The sequence below is a fragment of the Nocardia farcinica genome (assembly GCF_001182745.1).
In the GTDB taxonomy this organism is placed as follows: domain Bacteria; phylum Actinomycetota; class Actinomycetes; order Mycobacteriales; family Mycobacteriaceae; genus Nocardia; species Nocardia farcinica.
In genome coordinates, this window is the sequence record NZ_LN868939.1 from 1,950,827 (window position 1) to 1,966,257 (window position 15,431).

The window sequence follows — 15,431 nt, forward strand, 5'->3', positions numbered from 1 at the left end:
AATGTGCCCGCACCACAGGCCGGACCACTGCCCACCCCAGCCGTGGCGGGGTCAGCTCGGCGGGTCGGGCAGCACGCGCAGATGCCCACGACGCCCCGTGCGGGTGGTCCGCTGCGGCGGCGGTGCGTACTCCCGGTAACCACGCTGGTCGGCCTCGGGCGGACGCCGCCGCAGCCCGGCCTCGCGCACGGCCTCGGCCAGCGCGGTCAGATCGTCGTCGTCGGGACTGGTGGAGAAGCCACCCTCGTGGCGGACCAGTTCCCAGCCCTTGGGCGCGGTGATGCGCGACGCGTGGGTCTCGCACAGGTCCCAGGAATGCGGCTCGGCCACCGTCGCCAGCGGCCCGACCACTGCCGTCGAGTCGGAGTACACATACGTGAGCGTCGCGACGGCCGGATTCTTGCAGCCGGGTCGGCAGCAACGACGCATGGGGATCACGCGGATGAGAGTATCGCGCCGATCCTCAGGATGTGCACAGACACGCGGGGCCGGGTGGCGGTGACCATCCCGTTACGCCGAGTCCGGGTCGATGATGTCCGGGTCGACCCCGAGGTAGGTCGCGACCTGCTGGATGAGGACCTCGCGCAGCAGATCGACCAGATCGTCCGGATCCCCGGCGCGGAGTTCCAGCGGTTTGCGGAACAGCACGATCCTGGCGCGGGTGGCGGCGCCGTGGCGGTCGAGCCCGGCGGGCACCAGCCGCGAGAGCGGTACCGGCCCGTCGGCGACCACCTCGTCCGGCCAGGAGACCGAATCCGGATGCAGCGGGCGGATTTTCGGCACGTCGTCGACGGCGATGTCGAGCTTGGTCAGCCGGTCGTGCCAGCGCGAATCGATGGGCGCGAAGGCCTCGAGGACGAGGCGGTCGAACTGTTGGCCGCGGGTGCGCCAGGCGGGCACGGTCGGCGGGAGCATCGGACCGCGCACACCGCGGCCGCGGCGGATCACCGACCGGGCGGTCGGCGGTCGTCGATTGCGAGAACGTGCCATGACTGAAATCTAGGTGAACTCGCACCGACCCCGGTATCGAGGTCGGTGCGAGGTGCCACGTCGTCCTCCGTCAGCCGGCCGCGCGGGTCAGCTGATGCCACGCTTGAGGCGACGGCGCTCCCGTTCGGAGAGCCCGCCCCAGATTCCGAAACGCTCGTCGTGTGCGAGCGCGTACTCCAGGCATTCGTCGCGCACCTCGCAGCCCATGCAGATCCGTTTCGCCTCCCGCGTCGAGCCGCCCTTCTCGGGGAAGAACGCCTCCGGATCGGTCTGCGCGCACAGGGCACGCTCCTGCCACTGCTCTTCGATGGATTCGAACAACTCGTCAAAGCCCGTGACCACCAGGCTCAGTCGAGGAGCCGACACCGCCTCACCCCCGTCGTGTTCGCGGCCGATGTCTGCGCAGACGCCACGTGCTGCGCCTGCTGTGGAATCGGTTCGCGCGACCATGTCTCCGGTCATCGCTCCGCCTCCTCACTGTGTGTTAGCGCAGAGTGCTTCTTTCCGTCGGACCAACACGCACACCGACGGCCCTACCCCGCGACGTTGTCCCGCGGACATCCCCGAGCACGTCACCCCGATGCGAACATCTGTTCGAAAATCCGTTCGCGCCTTGCACTCTCGCGCGAACTCGGAATGACATGTCTGTGATTAGACACGCCGGATGTATCGATGGTCAAGCCGCCGTCGCTATTCCGTTACTATCCGGGACCGTTTTCTGTGTGGCGCTGGAGACGCAGAATAGCAAATGAGCAGCAAATATGCTGCCGCGGGAGCGCCGCCGCGCCAACGCATAGGCTGTGCGGATGTGACTGGACAACACGCGGACATCGCGCCCGCAGCGGGCCCCCGGATCGTCGTGCTCGTCGGCGGCGTCGGCGGCGCGCGCTTCCTACAGGGCGTGCGAGAACTGCTGCCCGACGCCGAGGTCTCGGCGATCGTGAACGTCGGAGACGACGTCTGGATGCACGGCCTCCGAATCTGTCCCGACCTGGATACCTGCATGTATACCCTCGGTGGCGGCATCGATACCGAGCGCGGCTGGGGCCGGGTCGGCGAGACCTGGCACGCCAAGGAGGAGCTCGCCGCATACCACGCCAAGCCGGACTGGTTCGGGTTGGGGGACCGCGATATCGCCACCCACCTCATTCGCACGGAAATGTTGCGAGCGGGTTACCCCCTGTCGGCCGTGACCGAAGCACTGTGCAACCGCTGGCAACCTGGTGTGAAACTGATCCCGGCAACCGACGACAGGTGTGAAACGCATGTTGTTGTGACTGATCCGGAGAACCCTGGCGAACGCCGCGCGATCCATTTTCAGGAGTGGTGGGTGCGGTACCGCGCAAACGTCGAAACTCATGGATTCGCCACAATCGGAGCGGATGAAGCAAAACCTGCGCCGAATGTGATCGATCTCATAGAGACCGCCGATGCGGTGTTGCTGGCCCCCTCGAACCCCGTGGTCAGCATCGGCGCGATCCTCGCCGTGCCCGGCATCAGGGGCGCGCTGCGGACCACCCGGGCGAAGGTGATCGGCGTGTCCGGCGTGATCGACGGAAAGCCGTTGCGCGGCATGGCCGACGAGTGCCTGTCCGTGATCGGAGTCGAGACCACCGCCGAGGCGGTCGGCAGGCACTACGGCGCGCGCTCGGCCACCGGCATCCTGGACGGCTGGCTGATCCACACCACCGACACCGCCGAGGTGCCCGGCGTCGAGGTGCGCAGCGTGCCGCTGCTCATGACCGACCCGCCGACCACCGCCGAAATCGTCCGGGAGGCCCTGGATCTCGCGGGGGTGAAGTGGTGAGCGCGCCCGGCGACCACGCGGGCGTGAGTCTCGAGGGGTTGCGGATCCTGCCCGTCACCGGCCTCCCCGAGTTCCGTCCCGGCGACGACGTGGCCGAGCGGATCGCCGCCGCCGCGCCCTGGCTGGCCGACGGCGACATCCTCGTGGTCACCAGCAAGATCATCGCCAAGGCCGAGGGCAGGGTCGTGCCCGCACCGGTGGACCCCGAGGAACGCGACGCCGTGCGCCGGGCGCTGGTCGAGCAGGAGGCCGTGCGGGTGCTGGCGCGCAAGGGCCGCACCCTCATCACCGAGAACAAGCTCGGCATCGTGCAGGCGGCCTCCGGTGTCGACGGATCCAACGTCGAGAAGGACGAATTGGTGCTGCTGCCCGCCGATCCCGACGCCAGCGCCGCGGCGCTGCGCGCGGGCCTGGCCGAGCGGCTCGGCGTGCGGGTGGCGGTGGTCGTCACCGACACGATGGGCCGGGCCTGGCGCAACGGCCAGACCGACGCCGCGATCGGCGCCGCCGGCCTGCGCGTGCTGCACGACTATGCCGGGGCGGTCGACGGACAGGGCAACGAACTGCACGTCACCCAGGTCGCCGTCGCCGACGAACTGGCCGCCGCCGCCGACCTGGTGAAGGGCAAGTTGCGCGGCGTTCCGGTGGCGGTGGTGCGCGGACTGCCCACGCAGGAGGACGGTTCCACCGCCGCCGATCTGGTGCGCGCCGGCGAGGAGGACCTGTTCTGGCTGGGCACCGCCGAGGCCGTCGAGCGCGGCAGGCGCGAAGCGGTGCTGCTGCGCCGCTCGGTGCGGACCTTCGCCGACACCCCGGTCGAGCCCGACACGATCCGCGCCGCCGTGTCGGTCGCACTGACCGCGCCCGCCCCGCACCACACCCGCCCGGTGCGGTTCGTGTGGGTGCGCGACGCGCAGCGACGGCAGCGGCTGCTCGCCGCGATGGCCGACAAGTGGCGTGCCGACCTGCGCGCCGACGGACTCGACCCGGAACGGATCGAACGGCGGGTCGGGCGCGGCCGCATCCTGTTCGACGCCCCCGAGGTGCTCATCCCGTGTTGCGTGCCCGACGGCGCGCACTCCTACCCGGACGAGCGCAGGCAGGCGGCCGAACGCACCATGTTCACCGTCGCGGTCGGCGCCGCCGTGCAGGGACTGCTCGTCGCACTCGCCACCGAGGGCGTGGGCAGCTGCTGGATCGGATCGACCATCTTCGCCCCCGAGGTCACCCGCGCCGAGCTGGACCTTCCCGCGGACTGGAACCCCTTGGGCGCCATCGCGGTCGGCTACCCGACCGAAGAGCTCGCACCTCGTCCGCCGCGCGATCCCGGCGACGGGCTGGTCGAACGGTGAGCGCCGAATCGCTGCACGCCTCCGCCACCGCCCTGCTGGAGAGCTGGTCGCCGCCGACGGGACCCGAGCGGTCGGTGCGCGAGGCGATGCTCGCCTTTCTGGGCTCGGCGCCGCGCGGGTGCCTGCGGGAGCACGCCCCCGGCCACATCACCGCCTCGGCGGTGGTGTTCTCCCACGACGGCCGTGAGGTGCTGTTGACCCTGCACCCGCGGGTCGGCCGCTGGATCCAGCTCGGCGGGCACTGCGAGGAGCCGGACGCGACGGTGGCGGCCGCGGCATTGCGCGAGGCCACCGAGGAGTCCGGCATCGCCGGACTGCACCTCGAGCCCGGCCTCTACGGCGCCCAGGCCCACCCCATCACCTGTTCCCTCGGCCGTCCCACCCGCCACCTCGACCTCCTCTTCCGTCTGACCGCCCCACCCGGCGCCGTCCCGGTCCGCAGCCACGAGTCCACCGACCTGCGCTGGTGGCCGACCGACGCCCTCCCCCCGAACGCCGACGTCCTGCTGCGCTGACCGCTGCCCGGGCGGGCGCCGCGGTATCCCCGCGGCCCCTGCCCGGGTGCTGTCGTCTCGGCCTGGAACACCGCCCGGTGCGGCTCGAAGGTCCGCCCCGCCGCGCCCACAGCGGCCTCGAACTCGTCCAGCACCAGGGTCGACGCCCGTTCCGCCGGCTCCAGCGGCAGCGATGGATCGATCGCGACCTCGGGTGACGCTGCGCGCTCGCCTCGGGCGGCCGGCCCGCGCGCTCAGGCTGGGCGGGGGTCCGGTACGGGGCTCGACGGCATTTCCGGGGTGCGTCACGGGCTGGTGTCGGAGCCCCGCCCGGGTAACAGCTTTACAAATCGGCTGATTTGTCTAGACAGACGACAACGCTGGCTCTATTGTCCAATCGAAGGTGTTGCATGCGTCACACTGATGGGAGACGACGACGATGTCGACGAATACGGACGCGGCGGGGCGGTCGGTGCAGGTGCCCGCCTGGCGGGATCGCAAGCGCTATCTGTGGCTGTGGGGGCTGTTCGCGCCGACCGGGCTGTTCACGATCGGGCTGCCGCTGATCTGGGCGCTCAACGAGATCGGCTGGCACGGGGCGGCGCATGTGCCGTTCTGGCTCGGGCCGATCCTGGTCTACCTGATCATTCCGGTGGCCGACATCTTCTTCGGGCCCGACGGCGACAACCCGCCCGACGAGGTGATGGAGTACCTGGAGAACGACAAGTACTACCGCTATCTCACCTACCTGTACCTGCCGTTCCAGTACGCGGGATTGATCACGGCCTGCTACCTGATCACCGCGGGCGACCTGAGCTGGCTCGGCATCGATGGCGGGCTGCACGTGGCCGACAAGATCGGACTGGCGATCACCGTGGGCATGATCGGCGGGATCGGCATCAACACCGCGCACGAACTCGGCCACAAGAAGGTCGATCTGGAGCGCTGGCTGTCGAGAATCGCGCTGGCCCAATCGTTCTACGGGCACTTCTACATCGAGCACAACCGCGGTCACCACGTGCGCGTCGCGACGCCGGAGGATCCGGCGAGTTCCCGGGTGGGCGAGACGTTCTGGGAGTTCTGGCCGCGCACGGTGTGGGGCAGCCTGAAGTCGGCGTGGCGGCTGGAGCAGACCCGGCTCGAGCGGCTGGGCTCCGGGCCGTGGACGTTGCGCAACGAGGTGCTCTCCGCCTGGCTGATGTCGGCGGTGCTGTACGCGGCCCTGCTTGCGGTGTTCGGTCTGGAGCTGCTGCCGTATCTGATCCTGCAGGCGGTGGTCGGCTTCAGCCTGCTGGAGGCGGTCAACTACCTCGAGCACTACGGTCTGCTGCGCCAGCGCACCGCCTCGGGCCGCTACGAGCGCCCGGCACCGGTGCACAGCTGGAACAGCGACCACCTGGTCACCAACATCTTCCTGTACCACCTGCAGCGCCACAGCGATCATCACGCCTACCCGACGAGGCGGTACCAGACCCTGCGCAGCTGGGAGGGCGCGCCGAACCTGCCGAGCGGCTACGCCAGCATGATCATGCTCGCCTACGTGCCGCCGCTGTGGCGCAAGGTGATGGACAAGCGGGTGCTCGCGCACTACGACGGCGACATCACCCGCGCCAGCATCCACCCGCGCAAGCGTGCCGCGGTGCTGGCCCGCTACGGCGCACCGGACGGGGCGCGGTCATGAGCGCCTACCGCTGCCCGGTGTGCGACTACGTCTACGACGAGACGAACGGTGAACCGCACGAAGGTTTTCCGGCCGGCACGCCGTGGTCGGCGGTGCCGGACGACTGGTGCTGCCCGGACTGTGGGGTGCGCGAGAAGATCGATTTCGAACCGGTGGGAGTGACCCGATGACCGAATACAAGCTCTACCAATGCGTTCAGTGCGGCTTCGAGTACGACGAAGCCGAGGGCTGGCCCGAGGACGGAATCGCGCCCGGCACCCGCTGGGACGACATCCCCGACGATTGGACCTGCCCGGATTGCGGTGCGGCGAAGTCGGATTTCTTCATGGTCGAGATCGAACGGTCGTGACGTTTTGACTGCGCAGGGCGCCCGTGCCACGCTCGCGGGTATGCCGAGCGCAGGCCGCAGCGCCCCCGAGCCGCGCATGCCGTACCAGGAGGCGGCGCGCGAACTGTTGCGCGCCTCGATCCTGGACGCCATGCGCGGCCTGCTCACCGAGCGGGACTGGGCCAAGATCACCCTGGCCGACGTGGCGGGCCGGGCGGGGGTGAGCAGGCAGACGCTCTACAACGAGTTCGGATCGCGCGCCGGGCTGGCCCAGGCCTACGCGCTGCGCCTCGCCGACGATCTGGTCGATCACGTGCGCGCGGCGGTGACGGGCAACGTCGGCGACGCCAGGGCCGCCTTTCGCGAGGGCCTGTCCGGCTTCTTCCTCGATTCGGCGGCCGACCCGCTGGTGCGCTCGCTGCTGGCCGGTGAGGCCAAGCCGGACCTGCTGCGGCTGATCACCCTCGACGCGGGTCCGCTGGTCGAGCACGCCACCGACCGGCTCGCGGCGGTCTTCGAGCACAGCTGGGTCGCGGCGACGGCGGCGCAGTCCCAGGTGGTCGCGCACGCGCTGGTGCGCATCGCGTTGAGCTACATCCCGAATCCCCCCGGACCCGGCCGCAACGCGCCCGCCGAGCTCGCCGAGTTGCTGGCCCCCTATGTCGAGGGCATCCTCGCCGCCAGGGGAGTGCGCTAGGGGTTTCTCCGACCGCCCATCAGGGTTTGCTGGCCGGATGCCGTGCACTCGATCACAGAACGCGGATTTGACATACCAACCGTGCGGAATGTAACCGTCGCCACGTTTCAACGGCTGGGAGCGGTGTAACGCCCCTCGACCCTGTAAGTATTTTCATACATCGGAGTCAGTGGTTCTTTTAGCGGGGCAAACGTGCAAACGGATGGCAAATCGGCGACAGTGCCCGATCCCAAACGCCACCTGTGGGTTCTGGGGTTGATCGCCCCGGCCAGTGCGTTGCTGCCGTCGCAGCTGGTGTTGCGGACGGGGTGGGAGGTGTTCTGGTGGGTCGGGCCGATCATCGTGTTGGTGATCATTCCGGTCCTGGATTGGCTGGTGGGGGAGGATGGCACGAATCCGCGGGATGAGGACTACGAGCTGTTGTCCAACGATCGCTACTACCGGTGGTGCACGTATCTGTTCTTGCCGGTGCAGTTGATCGGGTTGGTGATCGCGGCGGCGATGTGGGCCGGTGACGAGCTGAGTTTTGTCGACAAGCTGGGGTTGGCGACGACGTTGGGGCTGGTCAGCGGTATCGGTATCAACGCTGCGCACGAGCTGGGGCATCGGGTCGAGCATCTGGAGCGGTGGTTGGCCAAGATCGCGTTGGCGCAGTCGGCGTATGGTCATTTCTTCGTCGAGCACAACCGTGGTCATCATGTGCGGGTGGCCACTCCTGATGATCCGGCCAGTGCGCGGTTCGGTGAGTCGTTGTATGAGTTCCTGCCGCGTAGTGTGGCCGGTGGTTTCCGGTCGGCGGTGGCGTTGGAGTCCGAGCGGTTGGCGCGTAAGGGCAAGCGGTGGTGGAGCCCGCACAATCACATCCTGCAGGCCTGGTCGATGACGGTGGTGCTGTTCGGTGGGTTGATGCTGGTCTTCGGCTGGCACATCCTGGGCTGGTTGGTGTTGCAGGCGGTGATCGGTGCGGCGTTGTTGGAGACGGTCAACTATGTCGAGCACTACGGGCTGCTGCGGGAGCGTCGCCCCGATGGGCGGTGGGCGCGGTGTTCGCCGCGGGACAGTTGGAACAGTGACCGGCTGGTGACCAACATCTTCCTGTTCCATCTGCAACGCCACAGCGATCATCACGCAAACCCGGGTCGTCGCTATCAGACGCTGCGCAGCTGTGATGTAGCTCCGCAGTTGCCGGCGGGGTATGCGAGCATGATCGTCTTCGCCGCGATCCCGCCGCTGTGGCGGGCGGTCATGGATCACCGGGTGCTGGCCCACTACGGCGGTGACATCACCCGCGCCAACATCGTGCCCCGCAAGCGCGCCAGAATCCTCGCCGCCAACGGCCTGCCCGCCTGAGCGCGCGGGTGGCTCCCGCATGTCCACCGGCGCCGCCGAGGCGACTAGCCTTGCTTGCGAACAGCCGAACCAGGAGAGGCATATGACGACCTCAGAACTTCCCGCTCGCACGTCCCCGACCCCCGATGTCCGCAACGGCATCGACTACAAGGTGGCGGATCTGACGCTGGCCGAGTTCGGCCGCAAGGAGATCCGGCTGGCCGAGCACGAGATGCCCGGCCTGATGGCGCTGCGCCGCGAATACGCCGACGTGCAGCCGCTGAAGGGCGCCCGCATCTCCGGCTCGCTGCACATGACCGTGCAGACCGCGGTGCTCATCGAGACCCTCACCGCGCTCGGTGCGCAGGTGCGCTGGGCCTCCTGCAACATCTTCTCCACCCAGGACCACGCCGCGGCCGCGGTCGTCGTCGGCCCGCACGGCACCGTCGAGGAGCCGAAGGGCGTGTCGGTGTTCGCGTGGAAGGGCGAGACCCTCGAGGAGTACTGGTGGGCGGCCGAGCAGATGCTCACCTGGCCGGGCGAGCCCGCCAACATGATCCTCGACGACGGTGGCGACGCCACCATGCTGGTGCTGCGCGGCGCCCAGTTCGAGAAGGCCGGTGTGGTGCCGCCGGAGGACGCCGACCACTCCGCCGAGTACAAGGTCTTCCTGAACCTGCTGCGCGAGCGCTTCGAGACCGACCGCGGCAAGTGGACCGCCATCGCCGCGAGCGTGCGCGGCGTCACCGAGGAGACCACCACCGGCGTGCTGCGGCTCTACCAGTTCGCGGCGGCCGGCGAGCTGGTGTTCCCGGCGATCAACGTCAACGACTCGGTCACCAAGAGCAAGTTCGACAACAAGTACGGCACCCGCCACTCCCTCATCGACGGCATCAACCGCGGCACCGATGTGCTCATCGGCGGCAAGAAGGTGCTCATCTGCGGTTACGGCGACGTGGGCAAGGGCTGCGCGGAATCGCTTGCCGGACAGGGCGCCCGGGTGCAGGTCACCGAGATCGACCCGATCAACGCGCTGCAGGCGCTGATGGACGGCTACGACGTGGTCACCGTCGAGCAGGCCATCGGCGAAGCCGACATCGTGATCACCGCGACCGGCAACAAGGACATCATCACCCTCGACCACATGAAGGCGATGAAGGACCAGGCCATCCTGGGCAACATCGGCCACTTCGACAACGAGATCGACATGGCCGCGCTGGAGCGTTCCGGCGCAACGAGACTCACCATCAAGCCGCAGGTCGACCTGTGGACCTTCGGTGAGAGCGGCAAGTCGATCATCGTGCTCTCCGAGGGCCGCCTGCTCAACCTGGGCAACGCCACCGGGCACCCCTCGTTCGTGATGTCCAACAGCTTCTCCAACCAGGTGATCGCCCAGATCGAGCTGTGGACCAAGCCGGAGGAGTACGACAACGAGGTCTACCGGCTGCCCAAGCACCTGGACGAGAAGGTCGCCCGCATCCACGTCGAGGCGCTCGGCGGCACCCTGACCAAGCTCACCAAGGACCAGGCCGAGTACATCGGCGTGGACGTGGAGGGCCCGTACAAGCCGGAGCACTACCGCTACTGATGGGCCTGCTCATCGCGTTGGAGGGACTCGACGGCGCCGGGAAGCGCACGCTGACCGACGCCGTCGTCGCCGCGCTGGGCGCGCGGGGAGTGCGGGCGGCGACGCTCGGCTTCCCGCGCTACGGCCGATCGGTGCACGCCGACCTGGCCGCGGAGGCGCTGCACGGCGCACACGGTGATCTGGCGTCCTCGGTGTACGCGATGGCGCTGCTGTTCGCGCTCGACCGCGCCGAGGCCCGCGACGAGCTGTCGAAGGCGTTGGCCGACAACGACATCGTCATCCTCGACCGCTACGTCGCCTCCAACGCCGCCTACAACGCCGCCCGGCTGCACCAGTCGGCCACGGGCGAGATCGTCGGCTGGACAGCGGATCTGGAGTTCGGCCGGTTCGGCCTGCCCGAGCCGGATGTGCAGCTGCTGCTGGACGTGGACACCGAGGTCGCGGCCGAACGCGCGCGCAGGCGCACCGAACTCGACGCCGACCGGCCGCTGGACGCCTACGAGCGCGACGGCGGGCTACAGCGGCGCACCCTCGCGGTGTACCGTGAGCTGGCCGAACGCAACTGGCACGGGCCGTGGTGGCGGTATCGCTCCGGTGACGAGCCCGCGGCCCTGGCCGGGCGGCTCGCCGAGCTGATCGGCCGCTAGGGTTGGATCCGCAGCGGGTTCGCCGCGGTGTTTGGCGTGGCGGCCCGATCCTCGCCTGGGAGATGACAACATAGTAACTATGAAGCCGAAGATTCTGGTCGTCGACGACGATATGGCACTCGCGGAGATGCTCACGATCGTCCTGCGCGGGGAAGGGTTCGACCCGCACGTGGTCGGCGACGGCACACAGGCCCTGGCGGCGGTCCGCGAGATCCGCCCCGATCTGGTCCTGCTGGACCTGATGCTGCCCGGCATGAACGGCATCGACGTGTGCCGGGTGCTGCGGGCCGATTCCGGCGTTCCGATCGTCATGCTGACGGCGAAGACGGACACCGTCGACGTCGTGCTCGGGCTCGAGTCCGGCGCCGACGACTACATCGTCAAGCCCTTCAAGCCGAAGGAGCTCGTCGCCCGCGTGCGCGCCCGGCTGCGCCGCACCGAGGAGGAGCCCGCGGAGCTGCTCTCGATCGCCGACATCGTCATCGACGTGCCCGCGCACAAGGTGACCCGCGGCGGCCAGCAGATCTCGCTGACGCCGCTCGAGTTCGATCTGCTGGTGGCGCTGGCCCGCAAGCCGCGCCAGGTGTTCACCCGCGAGGTGCTGCTCGAGCAGGTGTGGGGCTACCGGCACGCCGCGGACACCCGGTTGGTGAACGTGCACGTGCAGCGGCTGCGCGCGAAGGTGGAGAAGGACCCGGAGAATCCTGAGATCGTGCTGACCGTTCGGGGGGTCGGCTACAAGGCCGGACCGCCGTGACCGATGGGGATGCGGAGCGTCCCGTCGGCGAGCAGGGCAGCGCGGCCTCCCGCGCCGCCGAGCCGAGCGGGACGATTCCCCGTCTGGAGCGGTCGCTGGCGCCCGTCGGTGTCTGGTTCAAGGATCTGGGCACCGCGCTGGGCCACCTGTGGCGCCGTTCGCTGCAACTGCGCGTCATCGTCTCGACGCTGACGCTTTCGCTGATCGTCATCACGATCCTCGGGGTGGTGCTGACGAGCCAGATCACCGACCGGCTGCTGGACGCCAAGATCAACGCCGCGGTCGAGGAGATGGGCCGGGCGCGCAACACGGTGGAGAGCCAGCTGGCCGGTGTGCACGACCTCGGCACCCAGCAGCAGCGGCTGGCCGACGCGCGCAGCGCGCTGTCCAATCGCGGCGGCTCCGGCCGTTCCACGGGTGCCGCGGGCAGTTTCGATTCCGCGCTGAGCATGGTCGGCGGCACGCCGCAGCAGCAGATCGCCACCGGGCCGATCCAGGAGGTGCCCGAGGAACTGCGCCGGTTCGTGCAGCGCAATCAGGTCAGCTACCAGTTCGCCACGGTCGCCGACCCGGACGGCTATCACGGGCGCGCGCTCATCATCGGCAGCCCGAGCGCGGAGATCCCCACCTTGGAGATCTACCTGGTCTTCCCGCTGGTCAACGAAGAGCGCAGCCTGGCGCTGATGCGGGGCACGATGATGATCGGCGGGCTGGTCCTGCTCGTGCTGCTGGCGGCGATCACCGCGCTGGTCACCCGGCAGGTGGTGCTGCCCATCCGGTCGGCCGCGCGGATCGCCAGCCGCTTCGCCGACGGTCGCCTCAAGGAACGCATGCTGGTGCGCGGTGAGGACGACATGGCGCGGCTGGCGCAGGCGTTCAACGAGATGGCCGAGAGCCTGTCGAACCAGATCACCCAGCTCGAGGAATTCGGCAACCTGCAACGCCGGTTCACCTCCGACGTCAGCCACGAACTGCGGACGCCGTTGACCACGGTGCGCATGGCCGCCGACCTGATCCACGGCTCCAGCGAGGACCTCGATCCGGCGCTGGCGCGCAGCGCGGAACTGCTGGTGACCGAGCTGGACCGGTTCGAAGGGCTGCTCAACGACCTGCTCGAGATCAGCCGCCACGACGCGGGCGTGGCCGAGTTGCAGGTGGAGTCGCTGGACGTGCGGATGTGCGCGCGGGCCGCCATCTCCACGGTGCGGCATCTGGCCAAGGAGGCCGGCGTGGAGGTCGTCATCGACCTGCCGGAGGAGCCGCTGGTCGCCGAGGTCGATCCGCGCCGTGTCGAACGCGTGCTGCGCAATCTGCTCGCCAACGCCATCGACCACAGCGAAGGCAAGCCGGTCCTGATCCGGATGCGCGGGGACAGCGAGGCCAACGCGGTCGCGTTCGTGGTGCGCGACCAGGGCGTCGGGCTGCGTCCGGGCGAGGAGAAGCTGGTCTTCAACCGGTTCTGGCGCTCGGACCCCTCCCGCATGCGCCGCTCCGGCGGCACCGGTCTCGGTCTGTCGATCAGTGTGGAGGACGCGAACCTGCACGACGGCAGGCTGGAGGCGTGGGGCGAGCCGGGTGTCGGGGCCAGCTTCCGGTTGACGTTGCCGCTGGTGCGGGGGCGCAAGATGGGACCGAGCCCGCTGCCGCTGGAGCCCGCGGTGCGCAAGGCCGTGCCGCCGCGCCCGGTCGAACCCGAGGCCGTGGACGGCGACGCCCCCACGATGCCGGTGCCGCGCACCGAGCCGGGGCCCGCCGCCGACGGAGCGGGCTCCGCCGCCGTGTCCGGAGCGCCCGCGGCCGAGCCGGATTCCGGCGGCACCGGCGGCGCGGTGCTCACCGAACCGGGAGACGAACAGTCATGACGATGCGTGCTGCCAGGTTGTCCGGATCCACCGGCCTCACCGCGGCGCTGGTCGCGGTGCTGCTGGTGCTCACCGGGTGCGCGAGCCTGCCCGAGTCGTCGGCGCCGCAGGCGCTGGGCACCATCGATCGCGAGCCGACCAGCGAGGGCCCCACCCCGCCCATCGCCGGCCGCGATCCCGATCTGCTGTTGCGCGATTTCCTGCAGGCCACGGCCGACCCGACCAACCGGCACCTGGCCGCGCGCCAGTACATGACGCCCGCGGCCTCGGCGCAGTGGGACGACTCGACCAGCACCACCATCGTGGAGAAGCCCGACACGCTGCTCGAATCCCGCGACGGTGACCGGGCCACCTATCGCATCCGGGCGCAGCGGATGGCCGAACTGTCCGCCGACGGCGCCTACCGCGCGGTCAACGAGCCGACCCTCGAGAACAAGATCGAGATGGTCAAGGTCGACGGGGAGTGGCGGATCGCCGAACTGCCCGACGGCGTCGTCATGGACATCACCGCGTTCACCAAGTCCTACCGGCGCTACGTGCTGTACTTCGCCGACCCGTCCGGCAACACCGCGGTACCGGACCTGCGCTGGCTGTCGGTGCCCAAGAATCAGCTCACCCAGCGCCTGCTGTCGCTGCTGTCGGAGGGGCCGCACGGCGCCATCGGCGCTGTGGTGCGCAACCAGCTGGCCGCGCCCGTGGCCTTGCGCGGACCGATCACCAAGGCCAACGGCGACCCGGACGATGTGGGCGTCGGCCTCGGCGGCGTGCGACTGGACTTCGCGGGTGCGGCGGCACTGAGCCAGCGCGACAAGGAACTGCTCGCCGGCCAGGTGGTGCTCACCCTGGCCCAGGCCGACATCCCCGGACCCTACATGCTGCTGGCCGACGGCAGGCCGCTGGACGAGCGCTACGCCACCAACGGCTGGTCGGCCGCCGACGTGCAGTACCTGAGCCCCTCGGTGCAGGCGCAGAACCGGATCGGCCTGCACGCGCTGCGCGACGGCGCGCTGACTCAGGTGACCGACAGCGGCGTGGTGGAGACGCCGGGCTACTTCGGGTCGGTGAACAACCTGCAGTCCGCCGCGCTCTCGCCGGACGGTCAGCTCGTCGCCGCGGTGGCCGATGCGGGCCGCCCCGCGCCGGAACCGCCGCGCACCCTGATGGTCGGCACCTACGGCGGTCCCGCCTTCCCGGTCGCCGAGGGCGGTAGCATCACCCGCCCGTCGTGGACCGGTGACGGCAGTGCCGCCTGGGCGGTGATCGACGGTGACCGGGTGATCCGGGCCGTCAACGATCGCGCCACCGGCACGGTGTCGGTGCAGGGCGTCGACATCTCCGGCCTGACCGCGGATCCGGCCGGACCGGCTCTGCGGCTGCCCATCACCGAGTTGCGCATCTCCCGCACCGGCGTGCGCGCGGCGCTGATCGCCGACGGCAAGGTCTATGTGGCGGTGGTGGAACGGCGGCCGGACGGCGGTTACGCGCTCACCGCCCCGGTGCCGGTGGCGGTCGGCCTGAGCACCAAGGCGACGTCGCTGAGCTGGATCGGCGGCGACACCCTGCTCATCGCGCGCGAGGGCAACATCGACCCGGTCTCGACGGTGCTGATCGACGGCTCGGAATGGACGCCGGTCACCTCGCAGAATCTCACACCGCCGGTGCGGGTCATCACCGCCGCGCCCGGTGCCCAGTACGTGGCCGATTCCCGCGGCGTGCTCGAACTGACCAGCAACACCACCAGCGAACTGCACTACTGGACCGAGATGCCCGGCCTCGTCGGCACCGACGCCGCACCCGTCCTGCCCGGCTGATTCCGCCGTGCGCGCGGCTGTGGACAACGGCCGAACTGTGCACAACACGGTCGTGGCGCGGCGCGGGCAACCGCCCTCCCGGGCACGC

The 15,431-nt window shown here is 69.6% G+C and carries 16 protein-coding genes; 13 read left to right on the top strand and 3 right to left on the bottom strand.

The window, feature by feature from the left end; translation table 11 throughout:
- Positions 1–51: 51 nt before the first annotated feature.
- The 3 genes from AMO33_RS25755 to AMO33_RS25765 form a co-directional block, all read right to left on the bottom strand.
- Positions 52–429 carry a DUF3499 domain-containing protein gene (locus AMO33_RS25755; protein ID WP_011211159.1) on the bottom strand — a complete coding sequence of 126 codons (378 nt, stop codon included), beginning with the start codon at positions 427–429 and terminating at the stop codon, positions 52–54.
- An 81-nt stretch (positions 430–510) separates the two neighbouring features.
- Complete coding sequence (locus AMO33_RS25760; protein ID WP_011211158.1) at positions 511–990, bottom strand: metallopeptidase family protein; 480 nt, start codon at positions 988–990, stop codon at positions 511–513.
- A gap of 87 nt (positions 991–1,077) precedes the next feature.
- Complete coding sequence (locus AMO33_RS25765) at positions 1,078–1,335, bottom strand: WhiB family transcriptional regulator (protein WP_371392066.1); 258 nt, start codon at positions 1,333–1,335, stop codon at positions 1,078–1,080.
- Between the two features lie 403 nt (positions 1,336–1,738).
- Here AMO33_RS25765 and cofD point away from each other — a divergent pair, with 403 nt between their 5' ends.
- The 13 genes from cofD (at position 1,739) to lpqB (ending at position 15,343) form a co-directional block, all read left to right on the top strand.
- Entirely contained in the window at positions 1,739–2,797 is a 1,059-nt protein-coding gene (cofD, locus tag AMO33_RS25770) for a 2-phospho-L-lactate transferase (protein WP_179946652.1), read from the top strand.
- Positions 2,791–4,149 (top strand): coenzyme F420-0:L-glutamate ligase, encoded by a 1,359-nt coding sequence (locus AMO33_RS25775; RefSeq protein ID WP_060594581.1) that lies wholly within the window; start codon positions 2,791–2,793, stop codon positions 4,147–4,149. The genes cofD and AMO33_RS25775 overlap by 7 nt, the downstream gene beginning before the upstream one ends.
- Positions 4,146–4,664 carry an NUDIX hydrolase gene (locus AMO33_RS25780; protein WP_060594582.1) on the top strand — a complete coding sequence of 173 codons (519 nt, stop codon included), beginning with the start codon at positions 4,146–4,148 and terminating at the stop codon, positions 4,662–4,664. Before AMO33_RS25775 ends, AMO33_RS25780 begins: the two co-directional genes overlap by 4 nt.
- A gap of 418 nt (positions 4,665–5,082) precedes the next feature.
- Positions 5,083–6,324 (top strand): alkane 1-monooxygenase, encoded by a 1,242-nt coding sequence (locus AMO33_RS25785; RefSeq protein WP_060594583.1) that lies wholly within the window; start codon positions 5,083–5,085, stop codon positions 6,322–6,324.
- Positions 6,321–6,494 (top strand): rubredoxin, encoded by a 174-nt coding sequence (locus AMO33_RS25790; RefSeq protein WP_011211152.1) that lies wholly within the window; start codon positions 6,321–6,323, stop codon positions 6,492–6,494. Before AMO33_RS25785 ends, AMO33_RS25790 begins: the two co-directional genes overlap by 4 nt.
- Positions 6,491–6,673 (top strand): rubredoxin, encoded by a 183-nt coding sequence (locus tag AMO33_RS25795; RefSeq protein WP_011211151.1) that lies wholly within the window; start codon positions 6,491–6,493, stop codon positions 6,671–6,673. The genes AMO33_RS25790 and AMO33_RS25795 overlap by 4 nt, the downstream gene beginning before the upstream one ends.
- A 40-nt stretch (positions 6,674–6,713) precedes the next feature.
- Positions 6,714–7,349, top strand: coding sequence for a TetR/AcrR family transcriptional regulator (locus AMO33_RS25800; protein ID WP_011211150.1), 636 nt, complete (start codon positions 6,714–6,716; stop codon positions 7,347–7,349).
- A gap of 219 nt (positions 7,350–7,568) precedes the next feature.
- Entirely contained in the window at positions 7,569–8,699 is a 1,131-nt protein-coding gene (locus AMO33_RS25805) for an alkane 1-monooxygenase (protein WP_240327316.1), read from the top strand.
- Positions 8,700–8,781: 82 nt separating this feature from the next.
- Positions 8,782–10,266 carry an adenosylhomocysteinase gene (ahcY, locus tag AMO33_RS25810; protein WP_060594585.1) on the top strand — a complete coding sequence of 495 codons (1,485 nt, stop codon included), beginning with the start codon at positions 8,782–8,784 and terminating at the stop codon, positions 10,264–10,266.
- Positions 10,266–10,913, top strand: a complete 648-nt coding sequence (locus AMO33_RS25815; RefSeq protein ID WP_011211147.1) for a dTMP kinase — start codon at positions 10,266–10,268, stop codon at positions 10,911–10,913. Before ahcY ends, AMO33_RS25815 begins: the two co-directional genes overlap by 1 nt.
- A 79-nt stretch (positions 10,914–10,992) precedes the next feature.
- Complete coding sequence (mtrA, locus tag AMO33_RS25820; RefSeq protein ID WP_011211146.1) at positions 10,993–11,670, top strand: MtrAB system response regulator MtrA; 678 nt, start codon at positions 10,993–10,995, stop codon at positions 11,668–11,670.
- A gap of 74 nt (positions 11,671–11,744) precedes the next feature.
- On the top strand, positions 11,745–13,532 hold the full coding sequence (gene mtrB, locus AMO33_RS25825; protein ID WP_076573828.1) for an MtrAB system histidine kinase MtrB: 1,788 nt from the start codon (positions 11,745–11,747) through the stop codon (positions 13,530–13,532).
- Positions 13,529–15,343 carry an MtrAB system accessory lipoprotein LpqB gene (lpqB, locus tag AMO33_RS25830; RefSeq protein WP_060594587.1) on the top strand — a complete coding sequence of 605 codons (1,815 nt, stop codon included), beginning with the start codon at positions 13,529–13,531 and terminating at the stop codon, positions 15,341–15,343. Before mtrB ends, lpqB begins: the two co-directional genes overlap by 4 nt.
- The last annotated feature ends 88 nt before the right edge of the window (positions 15,344–15,431 follow it).

Excerpts from the sequence above, each read along its gene's own strand:
- lpqB (WP_060594587.1), top strand. The coding sequence starts at position 13,529 with ATGACGATGCGTGCTGCCAGGTTGTCCGGATCCACCGGCCTCACCGCG.
- AMO33_RS25790 (WP_011211152.1), top strand. The coding sequence starts at position 6,321 with ATGAGCGCCTACCGCTGCCCGGTGTGCGACTACGTCTACGACGAGACG.
- AMO33_RS25755 (WP_011211159.1), bottom strand. The coding sequence starts at position 429 with ATGCGTCGTTGCTGCCGACCCGGCTGCAAGAATCCGGCCGTCGCGACG.
- cofD (WP_179946652.1), top strand. The coding sequence starts at position 1,739 with ATGAGCAGCAAATATGCTGCCGCGGGAGCGCCGCCGCGCCAACGCATA.
- AMO33_RS25795 (WP_011211151.1), top strand. The coding sequence starts at position 6,491 with ATGACCGAATACAAGCTCTACCAATGCGTTCAGTGCGGCTTCGAGTAC.
- AMO33_RS25800 (WP_011211150.1), top strand. The coding sequence starts at position 6,714 with ATGCCGAGCGCAGGCCGCAGCGCCCCCGAGCCGCGCATGCCGTACCAG.
- AMO33_RS25785 (WP_060594583.1), top strand. The coding sequence starts at position 5,083 with ATGTCGACGAATACGGACGCGGCGGGGCGGTCGGTGCAGGTGCCCGCC.
- ahcY (WP_060594585.1), top strand. The coding sequence starts at position 8,782 with ATGACGACCTCAGAACTTCCCGCTCGCACGTCCCCGACCCCCGATGTC.
- mtrA (WP_011211146.1), top strand. The coding sequence starts at position 10,993 with ATGAAGCCGAAGATTCTGGTCGTCGACGACGATATGGCACTCGCGGAG.
- AMO33_RS25760 (WP_011211158.1), bottom strand. The coding sequence starts at position 990 with ATGGCACGTTCTCGCAATCGACGACCGCCGACCGCCCGGTCGGTGATC.
- AMO33_RS25815 (WP_011211147.1), top strand. The coding sequence starts at position 10,266 with ATGGGCCTGCTCATCGCGTTGGAGGGACTCGACGGCGCCGGGAAGCGC.